Annotated in this window: 20 protein-coding genes; 8 read left to right on the forward strand and 12 right to left on the reverse strand. The window is 63.4% G+C overall.

Annotation, left to right across the window (positions count from 1 at the left end; genetic code table 11):
• Positions 1-38: 38 nt before the first annotated feature.
• The 9 genes from WF331_RS02200 to WF331_RS02240 all read right to left on the reverse strand — a co-directional run bounded on the left by WF331_RS02200 (position 39) and on the right by WF331_RS02240 (position 9433).
• Positions 39-1199 (reverse strand): D-alanyl-D-alanine carboxypeptidase family protein, encoded by a 1161-nt coding sequence (locus WF331_RS02200; protein WP_016489361.1) that lies wholly within the window; start codon positions 1197-1199, stop codon positions 39-41.
• A 272-nt stretch (positions 1200-1471) separates the two neighbouring features.
• A complete protein-coding gene (locus tag WF331_RS02205; RefSeq protein ID WP_016501805.1) occupies positions 1472-2473 on the reverse strand; it encodes a septal ring lytic transglycosylase RlpA family protein in 1002 nt (333 codons plus the stop codon).
• Positions 2473-3483, reverse strand: coding sequence for a lytic murein transglycosylase B (gene mltB, locus WF331_RS02210; RefSeq protein ID WP_016501806.1), 1011 nt, complete (start codon positions 3481-3483; stop codon positions 2473-2475). The genes WF331_RS02205 and mltB overlap by 1 nt, the downstream gene beginning before the upstream one ends.
• 17 nt (positions 3484-3500) lie before the next feature.
• Complete coding sequence (rodA, locus tag WF331_RS02215) at positions 3501-4604, reverse strand: rod shape-determining protein RodA (protein ID WP_049275595.1); 1104 nt, start codon at positions 4602-4604, stop codon at positions 3501-3503.
• Positions 4605-4642: 38 nt separating this feature from the next.
• A complete protein-coding gene (mrdA, locus tag WF331_RS02220; protein ID WP_016501807.1) occupies positions 4643-6532 on the reverse strand; it encodes a penicillin-binding protein 2 in 1890 nt (629 codons plus the stop codon).
• 16 nt (positions 6533-6548) lie between these two features.
• On the reverse strand, positions 6549-7016 hold the full coding sequence (rlmH, locus tag WF331_RS02225) for a 23S rRNA (pseudouridine(1915)-N(3))-methyltransferase RlmH (protein WP_003249722.1): 468 nt from the start codon (positions 7014-7016) through the stop codon (positions 6549-6551).
• A 9-nt stretch (positions 7017-7025) separates the two neighbouring features.
• Positions 7026-7457: a ribosome silencing factor gene (gene rsfS / locus WF331_RS02230; RefSeq protein ID WP_016489366.1), complete on the reverse strand. Its 432-nt coding sequence runs from the start codon at positions 7455-7457 to the stop codon at positions 7026-7028.
• A 43-nt stretch (positions 7458-7500) separates the two neighbouring features.
• Positions 7501-8160, reverse strand: coding sequence for a nicotinate-nucleotide adenylyltransferase (nadD, locus tag WF331_RS02235; RefSeq protein WP_016501808.1), 660 nt, complete (start codon positions 8158-8160; stop codon positions 7501-7503).
• 1 nt (position 8161) lies between these two features.
• Positions 8162-9433 (reverse strand): glutamate-5-semialdehyde dehydrogenase, encoded by a 1272-nt coding sequence (locus tag WF331_RS02240; RefSeq protein WP_016501809.1) that lies wholly within the window; start codon positions 9431-9433, stop codon positions 8162-8164.
• 330 nt (positions 9434-9763) lie between these two features.
• On the opposite strand from WF331_RS02240, the gene WF331_RS02245 reads away from it, so the two are divergent.
• On the forward strand, positions 9764-10432 hold the full coding sequence (locus tag WF331_RS02245) for a DNA-3-methyladenine glycosylase (protein ID WP_197898561.1): 669 nt from the start codon (positions 9764-9766) through the stop codon (positions 10430-10432).
• A gap of 2 nt (positions 10433-10434) precedes the next feature.
• The gene (locus WF331_RS02250) at positions 10435-11751 is read left to right on the forward strand and encodes a bifunctional DedA family/phosphatase PAP2 family protein (RefSeq protein ID WP_016501811.1); all 1317 of its coding nucleotides are present in this window, start codon (positions 10435-10437) and stop codon (positions 11749-11751) included.
• Positions 11752-11879: 128 nt separating this feature from the next.
• On the opposite strand, the gene WF331_RS02255 is transcribed toward WF331_RS02250, so the two are convergent.
• The 3 genes from WF331_RS02255 to WF331_RS02265 are packed head-to-tail and all read right to left on the reverse strand — an operon-like array spanning position 11880 to position 13555.
• Positions 11880-12470 carry an LON peptidase substrate-binding domain-containing protein gene (locus WF331_RS02255; RefSeq protein ID WP_016501812.1) on the reverse strand — a complete coding sequence of 197 codons (591 nt, stop codon included), beginning with the start codon at positions 12468-12470 and terminating at the stop codon, positions 11880-11882.
• Between the two features lie 9 nt (positions 12471-12479).
• Positions 12480-13196, reverse strand: coding sequence for an LrgB family protein (locus tag WF331_RS02260; RefSeq protein ID WP_016501813.1), 717 nt, complete (start codon positions 13194-13196; stop codon positions 12480-12482).
• Entirely contained in the window at positions 13193-13555 is a 363-nt protein-coding gene (locus tag WF331_RS02265; protein ID WP_016501814.1) for a CidA/LrgA family protein, read from the reverse strand. Before WF331_RS02265 ends, WF331_RS02260 begins: the two co-directional genes overlap by 4 nt.
• Positions 13556-13698: 143 nt before the next feature.
• Here WF331_RS02265 and WF331_RS02270 point away from each other — a divergent pair, with 143 nt between their 5' ends.
• The 6 genes from WF331_RS02270 to purH all read left to right on the forward strand — a co-directional run bounded on the left by WF331_RS02270 (position 13699) and on the right by purH (position 19907).
• The gene (locus WF331_RS02270) at positions 13699-14154 is read left to right on the forward strand and encodes a MaoC family dehydratase (RefSeq protein WP_049275586.1); all 456 of its coding nucleotides are present in this window, start codon (positions 13699-13701) and stop codon (positions 14152-14154) included.
• Between the two features lie 197 nt (positions 14155-14351).
• Entirely contained in the window at positions 14352-15230 is an 879-nt protein-coding gene (gene prmA, locus WF331_RS02275; RefSeq protein WP_016501816.1) for a 50S ribosomal protein L11 methyltransferase, read from the forward strand.
• Between the two features lie 42 nt (positions 15231-15272).
• Positions 15273-16631, forward strand: a complete 1359-nt coding sequence (locus WF331_RS02280) for a DUF3426 domain-containing protein (RefSeq protein ID WP_197898560.1) — start codon at positions 15273-15275, stop codon at positions 16629-16631.
• 256 nt (positions 16632-16887) lie between these two features.
• On the forward strand, positions 16888-17901 hold the full coding sequence (gene dusB, locus WF331_RS02285; protein ID WP_016501818.1) for a tRNA dihydrouridine synthase DusB: 1014 nt from the start codon (positions 16888-16890) through the stop codon (positions 17899-17901).
• On the forward strand, positions 17898-18218 hold the full coding sequence (gene fis, locus WF331_RS02290; RefSeq protein ID WP_003249693.1) for a DNA-binding transcriptional regulator Fis: 321 nt from the start codon (positions 17898-17900) through the stop codon (positions 18216-18218). The genes dusB and fis overlap by 4 nt, the downstream gene beginning before the upstream one ends.
• Before the next feature lie 81 nt (positions 18219-18299).
• A complete protein-coding gene (gene purH, locus WF331_RS02295; RefSeq protein ID WP_197898559.1) occupies positions 18300-19907 on the forward strand; it encodes a bifunctional phosphoribosylaminoimidazolecarboxamide formyltransferase/IMP cyclohydrolase in 1608 nt (535 codons plus the stop codon).
• Positions 19908-19909: the final 2 nt, after the last annotated feature.

Genomic DNA, 19909 nt, shown 5'->3' on the forward strand with positions numbered 1-19909 from the left:
CACCCCCGCTAGATACGCGGGGGCATGCAGGTCACGTATCAGTTGAACAACCCGAAGAAGAATAGACGGATGCTATCCCACATACGGCGGAAGAAACCACCTTCCTCGACGCCATCGAGGGCGATCAGGTCGGCGCTGTGAACCACTTTCTCGTCCAGTTTGACTTCCACTTTGCCGATCACGTCACCTTTGGCGATTGGCGCGGTGAGCTGCGGGTTCATGGTCATCGAAGCCTGCAGGCGCTTCAATTGGCCTTTAGGCATAGTCATGGTCAGGTCGTCGGCCAGGCCAGCCTTGATCTGGCTGGTGGCGCCCTTCCAGACCGGGGCCTGGGTCAGCTCGGTGCCCTTCTGGTAGAAGGTCTGGGTTTCGAAGAAGCGGAAACCGTAGGTCAGCAGCTTCTGGGTCTCGGCAGCACGGGACTGCTCGCTGTTGGTGCCGAACACCACGGCGATCAGGCGCTGGCCATCACGAACGGCCGAAGCCACCATGCAGTAGCCGGCTTCGTCGGTGTGGCCGGTCTTCAGGCCATCGACGGTCTTGTCACGCCACAGCAGCAGGTTGCGGTTAGGCTGCTTGATGTTGTTCCAGAAGAACTCTTTCTGCGAGTAGATGGCGTAGTGGGCCGGGTCGACGGTGATGATCGCACGGGCCAGGGTTGCCATGTCATGCGCCGACGAGTAGTGCTCCGGGTTCGGCAGGCCAGTCGGGTTCATGAAGTGGCTGTTGCTCATGCCCAGGTCGGCTGCCGTCTTGTTCATCATGTCGGCAAAGGCATCTTCGCTGCCGGCGATGTGCTCGGCCAGGGCGACCGAGGCGTCGTTGCCGGACTGGATGATGATGCCGTGCAGCAGGTCGCTGACAGTCACTTGGCTGCCGACCTTGATGAACATGCGCGAACCGCCGGTACGCCAGGCGTTTTCGCTGACGGTAACCGGGTCGTTCTCACCGATCTGGCCGCGGCGGATGTCCAGGGTGGCGATGTAGGCGGTCATCAGCTTGGTCAGGCTGGCTGGCGGCAGACGCTCGTCACCGTTGTTCTCGACCAGCACGTTGCCGCTGGACGCGTCCATGAGTACGTAGGACTTGGCTGCCAGTTGCGGTGGCGCCGGCGTCATCTGCTCTGCCGCGAAGGCGGCAGGCGTGATCATCAGCAGTACAGGCAGGCAAAGTCGTTTGGCAAGGTTGGTGATGTTCATCCGTCTCTCGAAAATCGCTAATGGTCTGAGATGTTCCCTGGGCAAGATCGTGTGCCCAGCGCCAGTCAGTCTAGTTTTATGGCCGTTGGCCTGGCCCGCGCATGTGCGGCTTTATGTCGCTGCGGGCAAAAGCCGTCATTGTACATGGCCGCGCCCGGCAATTCATGACAAAACCGACAGTTTGGTGTTGCCTTCTTCGCGGGCACGCCCGCTCCCACAGGGTGTCGCATACCCCTGTGGGAGCGGGCGTGCCCGCGAAGAAGACGACGCGGTCAGTCTGCTGTGACCAGCTTGGCCTGCCCCAAGTTCGCCAGGCGGATGCTGTCTTGTGCTTGCTGGATCTCGCCCTGGCTGCCAATCGGCCCCAGGCGCACGCGGTGCAAGGTCTGCTGGTTACGCACGATCGAGCTGATGAACACCGGTGCGCTGACCATGGTGCTGAGCTTGGAGCGCAGCAGTTCGGCGGCGTCCGGGTTGGCGAAGGCGCCCACCTGCAGGAAGCTGCCGCCATTGCCGCCAGGTACGTTGTTGCCCCCGACCTGCACCGGCACTACCGGCGCTGCATGCTGTTGGGCCGGCGGGGTCCATTGCTCGACACGCCCGGTAGTGGCCGGGATCGCCTGGGTCTGGGCCACCTGCGGCTCTTTCAGCACCATCGGCGGCGTCTGGCCACGCTGGGCCCACCACTGCTGCGGGTCGATACCCTCGACACGCACATGCGCGGTACCGGTCTCGGCATAGCCGAGCTTTTTCGCCGCCGCGTAGGACAGGTCGATGATGCGGTCCGAATAGAACGGGCCACGGTCATTCACCCGCAGGATCACGCTCCGGCCGTTGGCAAGGTTGGTCACCCGCACGTAGGCCGGCAGCGGCAGGGTCTTGTGCGCCGCGCTCATGCCATACAGGTCGTACAGCTCGCCGTTGGCGGTGTTCTGGCCGTGGAACTTGGTGCCGTACCACGACGCGGTGCCCTCGGCGCGGTAATTGCGCGAGTCCTGCATCGGGTAATAAGTCTTGCCCAGCACCGTGTAGGGGTTGGCCTTGTAGTTGCCGGTGTGCACGGTCGGCGTGGCATCGGGGATCTTGTTCACATCCACGTCCCACCACGGCGCGCCGTCCTTGTGGGCCCGGTTGATGTCCAGCCCCGGCTGGGCACGCACAACGTTGCCACTGCTTTGCTGGGGCGGGCGGCTGGATGAACAGCTGGCCAGCACCACGCCAACGGCGAGGCAGGTCAACAGCTTGAAGGAATTGGCAGAAATGATTGCGCGCATTACTTGACGCCCCGTGCTTGAACCAGCTGTTGCGCAAGCTGATGCACCGCCATGGCATACATCACGCTGCGGTTATAGCGAGTGATCGCGTAGAAGTTCTTCAGGCCCACCCAGTACTCGGGGCCATTGTCGCCCTCAAGGCGGAAGGCAGTAACCGGCAGATCATCGCGCAGCGAATCATGAACCGACCAGCCAAGCGCGCGCAACTCCCCTACCGTCTTCACCGGCTCGATGCCGGTGGTCAGGCCTTGGTCGGCACGTGCACCGTCCACCCAGGCGCGGCTGACCACGCCCCCGCCCGCCACCCAGCCATGGCGCTTGAAGTAGCTGGCGACGCTGCCGATGGCATCGTCCGGGTTATTCCAGATATTGATGTGGCCATCGCCGTCGAAGTCCACCGCATAGTTGCGAAAACTGCTCGGCATGAACTGCGGCAGGCCCATGGCGCCGGCGTAGGAGCCTTTGAGCGTCAGCGGGTCGAGCTGTTCATCACGGGCCAGCAGCAGGAACTCGCGCAGTTCCTTGCGGAAAAACTCGGCCCGCGGCGGGTAGTCGAAGCCCAGCGTCGACAGGGCGTCGATCACCCGGTAGTTGCCAGTGTTGCGGCCAAAGAACGTTTCCACACCGATGATCGAAACAATGTACTGCGCCGGCACGCCGTATTCCTGCTCGGCACGGGCCAGCACGGCCTCGTGCTGGCGCCAGAAGTCCACACCACGGGCAATGCGCGCGTCGGTGAGGAACATCGGCCGGTAGTCCTTCCACGGCTTGACCTTTTCGGCCGGGCGCGAGATGGCGTCGAGGATCGACTGCTTGCGCTGCACTTCACGGAACACGCCCATCAACTGCTCAGGGGCAAAACCATAGTCGCGGCTCATTTCGCCAACAAACTCGGCCACCTGCGGTGAGCCTTGGTAATCGCCGGCATGGGCCAGATGTACAGCGCCGAACAGGCCCACCGCGCCGATCCACGGCGCACAACGGGCAGCCCAGTTACGCACTGCTTGCATGAAATTCTTCACCTTATTCAAACCTGTGCGATCCATTTGCGGTGCGTGTGGATCGACATCAGAACGCCAAACGCTGAAAGCAGCGTCACCAACGATGTTCCGCCATAGCTGATGAAGGGTAGCGGCACGCCCACCACGGGCAGGAGGCCGCTGACCATCCCGATATTGACGAACACGTATACAAAGAAGGTCATGGTCAGGCTGCCCGCGAGCAGCTTGCCAAACAGGGTCTGCGCCTGGGCGGTGATCATCAGGCCACGGCCGATCAGCAGCAGGTAGACAATCAGCAGCAGGCAGATACCGACCAGGCCGAACTCCTCGCCCAGTACGGCGATGATGAAGTCGGTGTGGCTTTCCGGCAGAAAATCCAGGTGCGACTGGGTGCCGAGCAGCCAGCCCTTGCCGAACACCCCGCCCGAGCCGATCGCCGCCTTGGACTGGATGATGTTCCAGCCCGTGCCCAGCGGGTCGCTTTCCGGGTCGAGGAAGGTCAGTACCCGCTGCTTCTGATAGTCGTGCATGACGAAAAACCACATCGCCACCGCCACCGGCACCGCCGCCGTCAGCACACTGAGGATCCAGCGCCAGCGCAGGCCACCCATGAACAGCACGAAGGCGCCGGAGGCGAGAATCAGCAGCGCCGTACCCAGGTCGGGCTGGCGCACGATCAGGATGAACGGCACGCCGATCAGCACCAGGCTGATCGCCACGTGCTTCAAGTGGGGCGGCAAGGTGCGCTTGGACAGGTACCAGGCGATGGTCGCCGGCATGATGATCTTCATGAATTCCGAGGGCTGGAAGCGGATCACGCCGGGAATGTTGATCCAGCGCGTGGCGCCCATGGCGTTGTGGCCCATCACGTCCACCACCACCAGCAACAGCACCCCGGTCAGGTACGCCAGCGGCACCCAGCGTGCCATGAAGCGCGGCTCCAGTTGGGCGATGACGAACATCGACACCAGGCCGATGCCGAACGAGGTGGCCTGCTTGAGCAGCAGGTCCCAGTTCTTGCCACTGGCCGAATAAAGGACGAACAGGCTGCCGGCCGCAAGGGTGAGCAGAATGATCAGCAAGGGGCCGTCGACATGGATGCGCTGCAGAAAGCTGGCGCGCCGACGCATCACATCCTCACTGGAGAGCATGCGATCGAAATTGTTCATCACAGGGCCGATTCCTGGGTAACGGTGGCAGGCGCGAACTCGGGCTTGAGCCGGCCATTTTCGTCGAGCAGCCAGGCGTCCATGATCTGGCGTACCACGGGCGCAGCCACGCCCGAGCCGGACTCACCGTTCTCGACCATCACCGATACCACGATTTTCGGGGCTTCGGCCGGGGCAAAGGCGACGAACAAGGCGTGGTCGCGGTGGCGCTCCTGAAGCTTGTTGCGGTCGTACTTCTCGCCTTGCTTGATCGCCACCACCTGGGCGGTACCGCTCTTGCCGGCAATGCGGTACTGGGCGCCGGCGGCAGCCTTGCGCGCAGTACCGCGGGCGCCGTGCATTACCTGCTCCATGCCATGGGTGACCTTGGCCCAGTCGGACTTGTCACGCAGCACGATGTTTTCCATGGGGTTTTCGTCCACAGGCTGCTGGCCTTCGATGGTCTTGGCCAGGTGCGGGCGGTTCCACACGCCCTTGTTGGCGATCAGCGCAGTGGCTTGGGCCAGCTGCAGCGGCGTGGCCTGCATGTAGCCCTGGCCAATACCGAGAATCAGGGTTTCACCAGGGAACCAGGCCTGGCGGCGGGTGGCACGCTTCCATTCGCGCGAAGGCATCAAGCCGGCAGACTCCTCGAACATGTCGAGGGAAACCCGCTGACCGATGCCGAACCTGTTCATGTAGCTGGACAGCCGATCGATGCCCATCTTGTGCGCAAGGTCGTAGAAGTAGGTGTCGTTGGAACGCATGATCGCGGTGTCCAGGTCGACCCAGCCATCGCCGGAGCGGTTCCAGTTACGGTATTTGTGGTCATAGTTGGGCAGTTGGTAATAACCCGGGTCGAACACCCGGCTGCTGGCATTGACCACGCCACTGTCCAGGCCGGCGATGGCCACCGCCGGCTTGATGGTCGAACCGGGCGGGTACAGGCCACGCAGTACGCGGTTGAACAGCGGCCGGTCGATCGAGTCGCGCAGTTCGGCATAGGCCTTGAAGCTGATGCCGGTGACGAACAGGTTGGGGTCGAAGCTTGGCTGGCTGACCATCGCCAGCACCTCGCCAGTACGTGGGTCGAGTGCTACCACTGCGCCCCGCCGGCCACCCAGGGCGGCCTCGGCGGCTTCCTGCAGCTTGATGTCCAGGCTCAGCACAATGTCCTTGCCCGGTTTCGGGTCCGTGCGCTTGAGCACCCGCAGCACGCGGCCCCGAGCGTTGGTCTCGACTTCCTCGTAGCCGACCTGGCCGTGCAGGTCGTCTTCGTAGAAGCGCTCGATGCCGGTCTTGCCGATATGGTGGGTGCCGCTGTAGTTCACCGGGTCGAGGGTTTTCAGCTCTTTCTCGTTGATGCGCCCCACATAACCCACCGAGTGGGCGAAATGCGCACCCTGCGGGTAATGCCGCACCAGCTGGGCCACCACTTCCACGCCTGGCAGGCGGAACTGGTTCACCGCCACCCGGGCGATCTGCTCTTCGTTGAGTTCGAACAGGATCGGCACCGGCTCGAACGGCCGACGGCCCTGGCGCATGCGCTTCTCGAACAGGGCCCGGTCGTCGGTCGTCAAATCCAGCACTTCGACGATGGTATCCAACACTTCCTGCCAGTTACCCGCACGTTCGCGGGTCATCGACAGGCTGAAGCTGGGCCGGTTGTCGGCAACGATCACCCCGTTGCGGTCGAAGATCAGCCCGCGGGTCGGCGGGATCGGCTGCACATGCACCCGGTTGTTCTCCGACAGCGTCGAGTGGTAGTCGTACTGGATGATCTGCAGGTAGTACAGCCGCGCAATCAGCACGCAAATAAGCAGCACGATCGCCACCGCGCCGACCACGACGCGGTTGCGCACCAGGCGGGCGTCTTTCTCGTGGTCCTTGAGGCGGATCGGCTGCGACATCTGACTGCTTACAGGCTCATTTGTGGTAAGGGTGCCCGGACAACACGGTCCAGGCGCGGTAGATCTGCTCGCCGATGAGTATCCTTACCAACGGGTGCGGCAAGGTCAGCGGCGACAGCGACCAGCGTTGCTCGGCGCGTGCGCAAACCTCAGGCGCCAGGCCTTCCGGGCCGCCGACCATCAAATTCACCGTGCGCGCATCCAGGCGCCAGCGGTCCAGCTCGGTCGCCAGCTGCTCGGTGCTCCAGGGCTTGCCATGGACCTCGAGGGTGACAATGCGTTCCCCTGGCTGAACCTTGCTTAGCATGGCTTCGCCCTCCTGACGGATCAGGCGGGCGACATCGGCATTCTTGCCACGGGTATTCAGCGGGATTTCCACCAGCTCCAGCGACAGCTCGGCGGGCAGGCGCTTGGCATATTCATGCCAGCCTTCCTCGACCCACTTCGGCATGCGCGAGCCGACCGCGATCAGGCGCAGACGCACGACGCTTCCTTATTCCCGGTCTTTGATCTTGTCATCGAAGTAGGCGCTGGCGTTTTCCGGGCTGTGATGCTTGGCATCAGCAGCACGGCTCTGCTCGGCACCCGCCCACAGACGCTCCAGGTCGTAGAACTGACGGGCAGCGGCAGTCATCATGTGCACGATGACGTCATTCAGGTCCAGCAGCACCCAGTCGCTGTCGCCCTTGCCTTCTTCGCCCAGCGGCTGCGCGCCTTGTTTCTTGACCGCTTCACGGACCTTTTCCAGCATCGCGTTGATCTGGCGGTTGGAGGTACCGGTGGCAATGATCATGTAGTCGGTCAGGCTGTGCTTTTCGCGCACGTCGATAACCTGGATGTCCTGGGCTTTGACGTCTTCCAGAGCGCTAATGGTCAGTTTGACCAGTTCTTCGCCACTGATGCCATTGGTTTTCTGCTTGCTCATATAAAACTCGTTCAACTCGTTGGATGAGGCGCCAGAGGCACCGTCAGTTAGGCGCACGATACAGTTCGTGCGCCTCGATGTAGGCCAGTACGGCGTCCGGCACCAGGAACCTCACCGATTTGCCGCTGGCCAGCAGCTGTCGGATCTGTGTAGCCGACACCGCAAGCGGCGTCTGCCAGACGAACGAAATATTTCCCGCCGGGCCGGACATGGCGGCGGGATCGCTCTTCGAGCGCGCAGCCAGCAGGTTGCGCAGCTCGTCAGGGGGTTCTACGTCGGCATCCGGGCGTTGCAGCACCAGGATGTGACAATGTTGCAGCAATTCTTCCCAGCGGTGCCAACCAGGCAGGCCACAGAAGGCATCCCAGCCCAGCACCAGGAACAGCTGGTCGTTGCCGGCCAGTTCGGCGCGGATCGATTCCAGCGTATCAATGGTGTACGACGGCTTGTCCCGTTCCAGCTCGCGGGCATCGACGCTCAGGCAATCAACGCCTTGCACCGCTTCGCGAACCATGGCCAGGCGATCCTGCGCGGCCACCTGCGGGGTGTCGCGGTGCGGCGGCCGGGCATTGGGCAACAGGCGCAGCTCGTCCAGCCCCATGAGCTCGGCCACTTCCAGCGCGCTGCGCAGGTGGCCGATGTGCACGGGGTCGAAGGTGCCGCCTAGAATGCCGATGCGCCGGACTGCCTGGGCCTTGCTCAACTCAGCAGGACTCCTGACCGCGCAGCTGGCCGTCGCCGATCACTACGTACTTCTCGCAGGTCAGGCCTTCCAGGCCGACCGGGCCACGGGCATGCAGCTTGTCGGTGGAAATACCGATTTCCGCACCCAGCCCGTACTCGAAACCGTCGGCGAAGCAGGTCGGGGTGTTGAGCATGACCGACGCCGAGTCGACCTCAGCCATGAACTGGCGGGCTTCACCCTGGTGTTCGCTGATGATCGAGTCGGTGTGGTGCGAGCCATAGTGGTTGATGTGCTCGATGGCCTGGTCCAGGCCATCGACGACACGGATCGACAGGATCGCGTCCAGATACTCGGTGTGCCAGTCGTCTTCAGTGGCCGGCCTGGCCTCGATCAGCGCGCGGGTACGCTCGCAGCCACGCAGCTCCACGCCCTTCTCCTGGAAGCGGCGGGCCATTTCCGGCAGGAAGCGCTCGGCCACTTGCTGGTCGACCAGCAGGGTTTCCATGGCGCCGCAGATGCCATAACGGTAGGTCTTGGCGTTGAAGGCCACGTTCCAGGCCTTGTCCAGGTCGGCATGCTGGCTGACATAGATGTGGCAGATGCCGTCCAGGTGCTTGATGACCGGAACGCGGGCATCGCGGCTGATGCGCTCGATCAGCCCACGGCCGCCACGCGGCACAATGACGTCGACAAACTGCGGCATGCTGATCAGCGCACCCACGGCTTCGCGGTCGGTGGTCTCGACCACCTGCACCACGGCGGCCGGCAGGCCCGCAGCGGCCAGGCCACGCTGGATGCAGGTGGCGATGGCGCGGTTGGAATGGATGGCTTCGGAGCCGCCACGCAGGATGGTTGCGTTACCCGACTTCAGGCACAGGCTGGCGGCATCGATGGTCACGTTCGGGCGCGACTCGTAGATGATCCCGATCACCCCCAGCGGTGCGCGCATCTTGCCGACCTGAATACCGGATGGGCGGTAGCTCATGTCGCGGATTGCACCGACCGGGTCCGGCAGGCTGGCGACCTGACGCAGGCCGGTGATCATGCCGTCGATGCGCGCGGGGGTCAGCGCCAGGCGGTCGAGCAGCGCCGGCTCAAGGCCATTGGCGCGGCCGGCGGCCAGGTCCAGCTCGTTGGCGGCAGTCAGTTCGGCACGGGCAGCATCCAGCGCATCGGCAGCGGCTTGCAGGGCGCGGTTCTTCTGCGCGGTGCTGGCACGGCCGATCACCCGGGAAGCCTCACGGGCAGCGCGACCCAAACGGGTCATGTAGTCAAGAACGGACTCAGTCATGGGTTCGGTGTCTTGGCGAAGGGGAAATCGGCTGATTATAACTGCCGCGCAGGTGTACGCCCAGCGGCGGGTGGCGGATGGTAGAAAATGGCTGGGGCAATGCGCAGGAAAGATGTAACCGCACTTATCGAAAATTCCTTTCCCTGTTCCGACCCTTTCGCGGGTGAACCCGCTCCCACGCTGATTCCACGAGGCCTGAGCCCTATGCAATACCAGTGGGAGCGGGTTCACCCGCGAAGAAGCCGGCACTGCCAACTTCCATATCCGATTCAGCCTCGATTAAGCCATTCATTGCTATCATCCCCGCCTCCCCAGCCACGAACTGCCCGCATGCCAGCCCTGCCCGACAGCTTTTTCAACCGTGATGCCCAGACCGTGGCCAAGGCACTGCTGGGCAAGGTAATCCGCCATCGCCACGGCGACCTGTGGCTGGCTGCGCGCATCATTGAGACCGAGGCCTACTACCTCACTGACAAGGGCAGCCACGCCTCGCTCGGCTATACCGAAAAGCGCAAGGCATTGTTCCTCGATGGCGGGCACATCTACATGTACTACGCCCGCGGCGGCGACTCGCTGAACTTCAGCGCCCAAGGCCCGGGTAACGCGGTGCTGATCAAGTCTGCCTACCCTTGGCAGGACGCCCGCTCGGGCCCCGACAGCCTGGCGCAGATGCAACTGAACAACCCCGACGCCAGCGGCAAGCTGCGCCTGGATGCGCGCCTGTGCGCCGGCCAGACCCTGCTCTGCCGGGCGCTGGGCCTGAAAGTGCCCCACTGGGACGCCCAGCGCTTTGACGCCGAGCGGCTGTACGTGGACGATTGCGGCAATGCCGTACCGAGGGTGATCCAGACCGCAAGGCTGGGCATCCCGCACGGGCGCGACGAGCACCTGCCCTACCGCTTCGTCGACGCCGAGTACGCCCGGTTCTGCACGCGGAACCCGTTACGTCGCGGCCAAGTCGAAGGCCGTGACTTCTTCATTCTCGAACAAGGAAGCTGAACATGGGCCAATGGCTCGACAGCCTGACCGGCTGGCTCAGCGCCAACCCGCAGTGGCTTGGCCTGGCGATTTTCCTGGTGGCCTGCATCGAATGCCTGGCCATTGCCGGCATCATCGTGCCTGGCACCGTGCTGCTGTTCGCCGTCGCGGTACTGGCCGGCAGTGGCGCCTTCAGCCTGGGCGAAACATTACTACTGGGTTTTCTCGGCGGCTTGCTGGGCGACGCGGTGTCGTACACGTTGGGCAAGTACTTCCACCAGAACATTCGCCGCCTGCCATTGCTGCGCCATCACCCTGAGTGGATCGGCAGCGCCGAAACCTACTTCCAGCGCTACGGCATCGCCAGCCTGCTGGTTGGGCGCTTCATCGGGCCGCTGCGGCCCATGCTGCCAATGGTCGCCGGCATGTTCGACATGCCCCTGCCGCGCTTCATCGCCGTCAGCCTGGTGGCCGGCGCCGGCTGGTCGGTGGCCTACCTGCTGCCAGGCTGGGCCACCGGCGCGGCCATGCGCCTGCCGCTGCCGGAAGGCTTCTGGCTGGATGCTGGCATCATCGCCGGCGCCCTGGCAGTCATCATCGGCCTTAGCCTGACCACCAGCATTCGCGACCAGCGCCATGGAACACGACTGATCGCCGGCATGAGCTTCGCTGCCCTGGCCGGGGTATTCCTTGGCTGGCCTTACCTGCACGAGTTCGACCAAGGCGTGATGACATTGGTACAGGAACATCGCAGCCAGGCCATCGATGGCGCCGTGGTACTGGTGACCCGGCTGGGCGATTTCCGCACGCAACTGTTTCTTGGCGGCCTGCTGACCGGCCTGCTGCTGCTTGCCCGGCAATGGCGGCACGCCTTTTTTGCCGCTGGCGCGCTGATGGGCACGGCAATCGCCAACGGTACGCTGAAATGGCTGTTCGCCCGCGCAAGGCCGGAAGTGCTGACCGACCCACTGACCAGCTACAGCATGCCCAGCGGGCACAGCTCGGCGTCGTTTGCGTTCTTTCTGGTGATGGCGGTGCTGGCAGGGCGCGGCCAGCCGCCACGGATGCGCCTGACCTGGGTGATGCTGGGTTGTATTCCGGCGCTGGCGATTGCCCTGTCACGGGTGTACCTGGGGGCGCACTGGCCGACCGATATCCTGGCTGGGGCGCTGCTGGCGTGCTGCGTGTGTGCGCTTAGCCTGGCAGTGGTGCAGCGCCAGCAAACACTGCCGGCCCTGCCGCTGCGGGTGTGGTGGCTGGTGTTGCCGGCATGTATCGCGCTGCTGGCGTTCTTTGCCATGCATGCGCTGCCGCAGGCTTTGCTCAGATACCAATATTGATATCGCCTGTGCTGGCCCCTTCGCGGGTAAACCCGCTCCCACAGGGGTTTCACCAGCCCCGAGACCTGCGCAGTACCTGTGGGAGCGGGTTTACCCGCGAACGGGCCGGCACAGACAACACACCAGTGTCAGGCAAACAGCTCACCCTGAATCCGCTCCAGCAATTTCTGAATCTCCCCCAATCGCTGCTGCGGCGAGTCAAGGGTCAGCAGGTCCAGCTTGTCTTCTTCCATGAACGGCAGCAGGTACGCCAGCTGATTGGCCAGCGCCTGGCGCCCGTCCACCGGGCGCGGCATGTCCAGCGCCTCGACCATCGGGTGCTCGCCCAGCGCCACCAGCAGCGCCAGCAGGTCGTCATCGGCCTCGAGCAACGGGCTGTCCGCCTGCTCCGGTAGCCATTGCACCTGCCCCACCAGCAACTGGTCCTTCTGCACTTCGGTGCTTTCCAGGTTGAAGCGCCGCACGCCCTCGACGCGAATCCCCAGCAAACCGTTGTCCTGCTGCACGAAGTCGCGGATCACTGCTTCGCAGCCGATCGACGCGACCATCGGTGGCGCCTTGCCAACCTGCTCGCCCTCCAGGATGCAGACCACCCCAAAGCCTTCGCCCTGCTTCATGCAGCGCCCGATCATGTCCAGGTAGCGCGCCTCGAAAATCTGCAAATCGAGAAAGCAACCCGGGAACAGCACGGTATTGAGCGGAAACAGCGGTAGTGTCATCACAACTCCTCAAGCCACCAGGCTGACCGCCAACGGCAGGAACACTGCCGTGGCTACCCCCATCAAGCTCATCGCCAGCGCGGCAAAAGCGCCGCATTCGTCACCTTCCTGCAGGGCGACCGAAGTACCCACCGCATGCGCGGTCACACCCAACGACATGCCGCGCGCCTCAGGGCTGTGCACGCCGAAGCGGCTCAGCAGCGCCGGGCCGAAGATCGCGCCGATCACCCCGGTGATCAGTACGAACACTGCCGCCAGCGCCGCCACACCGCCAATCTGCTCTGCCACCAGCATGGCGATTGGCGAGGTCACCGACTTGGGTGCCATGGTCATCAGGATCATGTGCTCGGCACCGAACCACCAGCCTAGCAACAGGCAGCAGAGCGTGGCGAACAGCCCCCCGATTACCAGCGTAGTAAATGTGGGCCAGAACAGCTGCCGGATACGCCGCAGGTTGAGATAGAGCGGCACGGCCAGCGCCACGGTGGCGGGGCCCAGCAGGATGTTCATGATTTCGGTGCTCTTGCGGTACTCGCTGTATTCGATGCCGCACAGCAGCAACACGCCGATTACCAGCAACATCGACACCAATACCGGCTGCAGGAAGATCCAGCGGGTTTTCTCGTAGGCCGCCAGCACCACCTGGTAGGCACCGAGCGTGATACCGATACCGAACAAAGGGTGGTGCACCACGGCATTCAGCGCGCCTTGCCAATCGAGCATCATGGCTGCTCCTCGCGCTTGCCCTGGCGATGCATGAGCTTTTGCATCAGCACACCAACAAACACCAGCGTCACCAGGCAGGAAATCAGCAGGGCGCCGGCAATCGCCCAGAAGTCAGCGGCAATGTCCTTGGCGTATACCATCACCCCCACTGCCGGCGGCACCAGCAACAGCGGCAGGTAGCGCAGCAGGCTGCTGGCCGCCTCGTTCAGCGGCTTGCCCACCTCACCACGGGCCATAAGGAAGAACAACAGCAACACCAGGCCAATGATCGGCCCCGGCAGAAACGGCACCAACAGGTGGTTGATCGCCGTCCCCAGCAGCTGGAACAGCACCAGCCAGGTCAAACCACGCAACAGCATAAGCATCTCCCTCGGGCATGGCCGCCATTATAAGCACGGGCAGCTATAGACCGATATTCGCCGAAAAGCAGACAACTTGACTGAAACGGTTCGCCGTGCTGATCTTGCACTTTCGTACCAACTGACAACCTGGAGAGTCCGCGATGCCCTATGTACCGGTTACAGAGCTTTCGCAATATGTTGGTAAGGAACTGGGCCGCTCGGCCTGGCTGAAAATCGACCAGCAGCGCATCAACCTGTTCGCCGAGGCGACGGGCGATTTCCAGTTCATCCATGTCGACCCTGAAAAGGCGGCCAAAACCCCGTTTGGCGGCACCATTGCCCACGGCTTCCTGACATTGTCACTGATCCCCAAGCTGATCGAGGACATTCTGGTCCTGCCAGAAGGGCTGAAGATGGTGGTGAACTATGGGCTGGACAGCGTACGGTTCATTCAGCCGGTCAAGGTCAACAGCCAGGTTCGGCTTAAAGTGGACCTGGCCGAAGTGGTGGAAAAAAAACCGGGGCAGTGGTTGCTCAAGGCGATTGCCACGCTGGAAATCGAGGGTGAAGAGAAGCCTGCTTATATAGCTGAGTCGCTCTCGCTCTGTTTCGTCTGATTTATCCCCGGGGGCGCTATGCGCCCCATTCGCAGCACAAGGCTGCTACAGGGGTATGCGATCTCCTGTAGGAGCAGCCTTGTGCTGCGAACGGGCTGCACAGCAGCCCCCGATCCACAAATCTTCCGCACTCGCGTAGACTGCCAGCCTCCGCGCAGCCTAGGGCTGCCCCTGTCGATTTACCAAAGGTGCCCGCCATGCCCTGGCTGCAAGTACGCCTGGCCATCAGCCCGGAACAAGCCGAAACCTACGAAGATGCCCTGCTTGAAGTAGGCGCCGTCTCGGTCACGTTCATGGACGCCGAAGATCAACCGATCTTCGAACCAGACCTCAACACCACCCCGCTGTGGTCGCATACCCACCTGCTGGCACTGTTCGAAGCCGATGCCGAGCCCGAGCAGGTGTTTGCCCACCTGCGCCTGCTGACCGGCGCCGAGCTGCCACAGCACCAGGCCGAAGTGATCGAGGACCAGGACTGGGAACGCAGCTGGATGGACAACTTCCAGCCCATGCGTTTCGGCCGCCGCCTGTGGATCGTGCCAAGCTGGCACGAGGCTCCGGAAAAAGGCGCCGTCAACCTGCTGCTGGACCCGGGCCTGGCCTTCGGCACCGGCACCCACCCCACCACGGCCCTGTGCCTGGAATGGCTCGACGGCCAGCAACTCGAAGGCACCCAGGTGCTGGACTTCGGCTGCGGCTCGGGCATCCTGGCCATCGCCTCGCTGCTGCTGGGCGCCCGTGAAGCAGTCGGTACCGACATCGACGTGCAGGCCATCGAGGCTTCGCGCGACAATGCCCAGCGCAACGGCATCGCCGATGAAAAGCTGGCCCTGTACCTGCCCGAGCACATGCCGGCCATGCAGGCAGACGTGCTGGTCGCCAACATCCTCGCTGGCCCGCTGGTGTCGCTGGCGCCGCAGTTGTCCGGCCTGGTCCGCCCTGGTGGCCTGCTGGCACTGTCCGGCATCCTGGCCGAACAGGGCGAGGAGGTGGCCGCGGCCTACGCCGCCGACTTCGAGCTGGACCCGATCGTCGTCCGCGACGGCTGGGTGCGCATCAGTGGTCGCCGCCGCTAAGCGGGCCTAGAATATCTTTCTGCACAGCTCCCGGATTGCCGCATGACCGACAGTTTCGTCACCCAGTGCCCGCATTGCCAGACCAGCTTTCGCGTCACCCACCACCAGTTGAGCGTGGCCCGCGGCGTGGTTCGCTGCGGCCATTGCCTGCAGGTGTTCAATGCCGCCAAGCAACTGCTGGAACAGAACCGCGCCAGCGCACCTGAGGTGCCGGTACCGGCGCCTGTGCCAGCGGCACCTGCCGAGCCAGTGGTCGAGGCGCCGGTTACCCCCGAGCCTGTCACCCGCGAGCGCAGCATCACGCCTGACGAGGACTGGGCCCTGACCGCCCAGGCGCTGGACGCACTCGACCTCGACCAGGAACTGGCACGCCTGGAGCGGCGCGGCCAGCCGGCCCCGGCACGCCCCGCCAACCTGGATGGCGGGCTGCAAGCGCGGCGTGACGAACTGCACCCGGACGAGCATGCGGACGACCTGTTCGGCAACGCCACCGATGAGCCCTTCGAGCCGCAAACGCCGGCAGAGCCCGCACCTGTGTTGCTGGAGCCGCAGCCGCTGGAGCTGGACCTGGAGCCCGTACCCGGCGAGCGCACTGAGCCGACCCTGGGCCGTAACCTTGACCTGGACATCGATGACGAGCCGCCCGTACACCGCGCAGCTGAAATCGACGACCAGCCCGCCTTCAGCGAACCGCTGCGCACCCGTGATGACGAAATCCCGGAAAAAGGCCTGAGCGCCCGCGACGATGAACCGCTGGCGCTGCACCTGTCGGCGCGCGACGACGACCCTGTCGAGCCGCTGCCGGGTGACCGCCTGGAGCCAGGCCTTGCCAGCAAGCCCGAGCGCCAGGCGCGCAAAGAGCCGCTGGTCGATGTAGTCGACGACCCGCTGCAACTGGGCTGGGAAAAACCAGCGCCCAACTGGGGCAAGCGCCTGCTGTGGGGCTTCCTGACCCTGCTGGCCGCTGGCCTGCTGGCGTTCCAGTATGTGTGGTTCCACTTCGACGAAATGGCCCGCCAGGACCAGTACCGGCCGATCTTCCAGCAAATTTGCCCGATCGTCGGGTGCCAGGTGCCGACCCGGGTCGATATCGCAAGAATCAAGAGCAGCAACCTGGTGGTGCGCAGCCACCCGGACTTCAAGGGCGCACTGATCGTCGATGCGATCATCTACAACCGTGCACCGTTCGCCCAACCGTTCCCGCTGCTGGAACTGCGTTTTGCCGACCTCAATGGCCAGCTGATCGCCAGCCGGCGCTTCAAGCCCAGCGAGTACCTGTCCGGCGAGTTGGCCGGGCGTGGCGACATGCCAAGCCAGACGCCGATCCATATCGCCCTGGACATCCTCGACCCGGGGCCAAAGGCCGTGAACTACAGCCTCAGCTTCCGCTCGCCGGAATAGTCAGCACAACCCAGTGGGAGCGGGCATGCCCGCGAACCCGGGCAAAGCCCGTGCCATGCACCGCGGCGTCTGCTTCGCGGGCGCGCCTGCTCCCACAGGGGTCCGCGCGATACCCGGGTCTTGGCTCATACCAAAAGTCATAAGCCGACAACTGTTCAGATTTTATCCAAATCCATCTTTATCCGGTCACCGAGAGCGGGTATCATGCCCACCCTTTTTCGAACTCCAAGATTCGGCCCCACAACAGGGATCACCTATGTCGGCGGTACGCATCGGCCCATACACACTACGTAACAACCTGATCCTCGCGCCCATGGCCGGGGTCACGGACCAGCCTTTCCGTACACTTTGCAAGCGCCTGGGCGCGGGCATGGTGGTGTCGGAGATGGTCTCCAGCGACATGAGCCTGTGGAACAGCCGCAAGTCGAGCCTGCGCCGCATCCATGAAGGTGATCCCGAGCCCCGCTCGGTGCAGATCGCCGGTGGTGATGCACAGATGATGGCTGCGGCAGCAAAGGCCAACGTCGAAGCGGGTGCCCAGATCATCGACATCAACATGGGCTGCCCGGCAAAAAAAGTCTGCAACAAAGCTGCAGGCTCTGCTTTATTGAGAGATGAAGCCTTGGTCAGCGAGATCCTCCACGCCGTGGTCGGCGCTGTGGACGTCCCGGTGACCCTGAAGATCCGCACCGGTTGGGACCGGGCAAACAAGAACGGCCTGAACGTGGCGAAGATCGCCGAACAGGCCGGCATCCAGGCGCTGGCGGTGCATGGCCGCACACGCGCCGACCTGTACACGGGCGAAGCCGAATACGACACCATCGCGGCCATCAAGCAAGCGGTGTCTATCCCGGTTTTTGCCAACGGCGATATCACTTCGCCAGAAAAGGCCCGGGCGGTGCTGGATGCCACCGGGGTCGACGGCCTGTTGATCGGCCGGGCTGCCCAGGGGCGGCCATGGATCTTTCGCGAGATCGAGCATTACCTGCGCACTGGCGAATACCTGCCAGCGCCGCAACTGGACGAAGTGGAACGCATCCTGCTGGAGCACCTGGCCGCGTTGCATGCCTTTTATGGCGATGTGATGGGCGTACGTATCGCCCGCAAGCACGTGGGCTGGTACCTGGCAACACGACCCGGCGGCAAGGAGTTTCGCTCCCGGTTCAACGCTTTGGAAGACACACAAGCGCAGTGCGCCAACGTTCGTGCGTTTTTCAGCGAGCGTCGACAGAGCCTTGAGACAGAGGACGGACAAGGGGTGGCCGCATGACGATGATGACCGAGAATTTTGTGAGTGGAACAACGCCCGTGAGCGACAACGCCAACCTGAAACAGCACCTCAACACGCCGAGCGAAGAGGGCCAGACCCTTCGCGACAGCGTCGAGAAGGCGCTGCACAACTACTTCGCCCACCTGGAAGGCGCGACCGTGACGGACGTGTACAACCTGGTGCTCTCCGAAGTGGAGGCGCCACTGCTCGAAAGCGTGATGAACTACGTGAAGGGCAACCAGACCAAGGCCAGCGAGATGCTCGGGCTGAACCGAGGCACCCTGCGCAAGAAGCTCAAGCAGTACGACTTGCTGTAAGCCAGAATCCCAACCAGAAAAGGCGGCTCCCTGAACAGAGGCGCCTTTTTTGCAGACTCCACCGCGTTATTGGAACCCGAAATGACCGACCAGACTACCCGCCTGCCAGTCCGCCGCGCCCTGATCAGCGTCTCCGACAAGACCGGTATCCTCGAATTCGCCCGTGAGCTGCAGCAGCTCGGTGTCGAGATCCTGTCCACCGGCGGCACCTACAAGCTGCTCAAGGACAACGGCGTGAACGCGGTGGAAGTGGCCGACTACACCGGCTTTGCCGAAATGATGGATGGCCGGGTCAAGACCCTGCACCCGAAAATCCACGGCGGCATCCTCGGCCGTCGCGGCACCGACGACGCCATCATGAACGAGCACGGCATCAAGCCGATCGACCTGGTTGCGGTCAACCTGTACCCGTTCGAAGCCACCATTTCCAAGCCTGGCTGTGACCTGCCGACCGCCATCGAGAACATCGACATCGGCGGCCCGACCATGGTCCGTTCGGCAGCCAAGAACCACAAAGACGTCGCCATCGTGGTCAACGCCAGCGACTACGCCGGCATCGTCGACGGCCTCAAGGCCGGCGGCCTGACCTACGCCCAGCGCTTCGACCTGATGCTCAAGGCGTTCGAGCACACTGCTGCCTACGACGGCATGATCGCCAACTACATGGGCACCATCGACCAGGCCAAGGACACCCTTTCGACTTCCGCACGCAGCGAATTCCCGCGCACCTTCAACAGCCAGTTCGTCAAGGCCCAGGAAATGCGCTACGGCGAGAACCCGCACCAGAGCGCGGCGTTCTACGTAGAAGCCAAAAAAGGCGAAGCCAGCATTTCCACCGCCACCCAGCTGCAGGGCAAGGAACTGTCGTTCAACAACGTGGCCGACACCGACGCCGCGCTGGAGTGCGTGAAGAGCTTCGTCAAGCCCGCCTGTGTCATCGTCAAGCACGCCAACCCGTGCGGCGTGGCCGTTGTGCCTGAAGACGAAGGCGGCATCCGCAAGGCCTACGACCTGGCCTACGCCACCGACACCGAGTCGGCCTTCGGCGGCATCATTGCCTTCAACCGCGAACTGGACGGCGAAACCGCCAAGGCCATCGTCGAGCGCCAGTTCGTCGAAGTGATCATCGCCCCGAAAATTTCCCAGGCTGCCCGCGACGTGGTAGCTGCCAAGCAGAACGTACGCCTGCTGGAGTGCGGCGAGTGGCCAGCTGAGCGCGCTGCCGGTTGGGACTTCAAGCGCGTCAACGGTGGCCTGCTGGTGCAAAGCCGCGATATCGGCATGATCACCGCAGACGACCTGAAGATCGTCACCAAGCGTGCCCCGACCGAGCAAGAAGTCCACGACCTGGTGTTTGCCTGGAAAGTGGCCAAGTTCGTCAAGTCCAACGCCATTGTCTACGCCAAGCAGCGCCAGACCATCGGCGTCGGCGCTGGCCAGATGAGCCGCGTCAACTCCGCCCGCATTGCTGCAATCAAGGCCGAGCATGCTGGCCTGCAAGTGCAAGGCGCAGTCATGGCATCGGATGCGTTCTTCCCGTTCCGTGATGGCATCGACAATGCGGCTAAAGTGGGTATCAGCGCCGTGATCCAGCCGGGTGGCTCGATGCGTGATGCCGAGGTCATTGCCGCTGCCGATGAGGCAGGTATCGCGATGGTATTCACCGGTATGCGCCACTTCCGCCACTGATT

Source organism: Pseudomonas sp. YNh, from assembly GCF_037993085.1.
Taxonomy (GTDB): domain Bacteria; phylum Pseudomonadota; class Gammaproteobacteria; order Pseudomonadales; family Pseudomonadaceae; genus Aquipseudomonas; species Aquipseudomonas putida.

Bases quoted from the DNA above. Each gene is read 5' to 3' on its own strand.
- WF331_RS02200 (WP_016489361.1), bottom strand. From the start codon at position 1,199: ATGAACATCACCAACCTTGCCAAACGACTTTGCCTGCCTGTACTGCTG.
- WF331_RS02205 (WP_016501805.1), bottom strand. From the start codon at position 2,473: ATGCGCGCAATCATTTCTGCCAATTCCTTCAAGCTGTTGACCTGCCTC.
- mltB (WP_016501806.1), bottom strand. From the start codon at position 3,483: ATGCAAGCAGTGCGTAACTGGGCTGCCCGTTGTGCGCCGTGGATCGGC.
- rodA (WP_049275595.1), bottom strand. From the start codon at position 4,604: ATGCGTCGGCGCGCCAGCTTTCTGCAGCGCATCCATGTCGACGGCCCC.
- mrdA (WP_016501807.1), bottom strand. From the start codon at position 6,532: ATGTCGCAGCCGATCCGCCTCAAGGACCACGAGAAAGACGCCCGCCTG.
- rsfS (WP_016489366.1), bottom strand. From the start codon at position 7,457: ATGAGCAAGCAGAAAACCAATGGCATCAGTGGCGAAGAACTGGTCAAA.
- WF331_RS02240 (WP_016501809.1), bottom strand. From the start codon at position 9,433: ATGACTGAGTCCGTTCTTGACTACATGACCCGTTTGGGTCGCGCTGCC.
- WF331_RS02245 (WP_197898561.1), top strand. From the start codon at position 9,764: ATGCCAGCCCTGCCCGACAGCTTTTTCAACCGTGATGCCCAGACCGTG.
- WF331_RS02250 (WP_016501811.1), top strand. From the start codon at position 10,435: ATGGGCCAATGGCTCGACAGCCTGACCGGCTGGCTCAGCGCCAACCCG.
- WF331_RS02255 (WP_016501812.1), bottom strand. From the start codon at position 12,470: ATGACACTACCGCTGTTTCCGCTCAATACCGTGCTGTTCCCGGGTTGC.
- WF331_RS02260 (WP_016501813.1), bottom strand. From the start codon at position 13,196: ATGATGCTCGATTGGCAAGGCGCGCTGAATGCCGTGGTGCACCACCCT.
- WF331_RS02265 (WP_016501814.1), bottom strand. From the start codon at position 13,555: ATGCTGTTGCGTGGTTTGACCTGGCTGGTGCTGTTCCAGCTGCTGGGG.
- WF331_RS02270 (WP_049275586.1), top strand. From the start codon at position 13,699: ATGCCCTATGTACCGGTTACAGAGCTTTCGCAATATGTTGGTAAGGAA.
- prmA (WP_016501816.1), top strand. From the start codon at position 14,352: ATGCCCTGGCTGCAAGTACGCCTGGCCATCAGCCCGGAACAAGCCGAA.
- WF331_RS02280 (WP_197898560.1), top strand. From the start codon at position 15,273: ATGACCGACAGTTTCGTCACCCAGTGCCCGCATTGCCAGACCAGCTTT.
- dusB (WP_016501818.1), top strand. From the start codon at position 16,888: ATGTCGGCGGTACGCATCGGCCCATACACACTACGTAACAACCTGATC.
- fis (WP_003249693.1), top strand. From the start codon at position 17,898: ATGACGATGATGACCGAGAATTTTGTGAGTGGAACAACGCCCGTGAGC.
- purH (WP_197898559.1), top strand. From the start codon at position 18,300: ATGACCGACCAGACTACCCGCCTGCCAGTCCGCCGCGCCCTGATCAGC.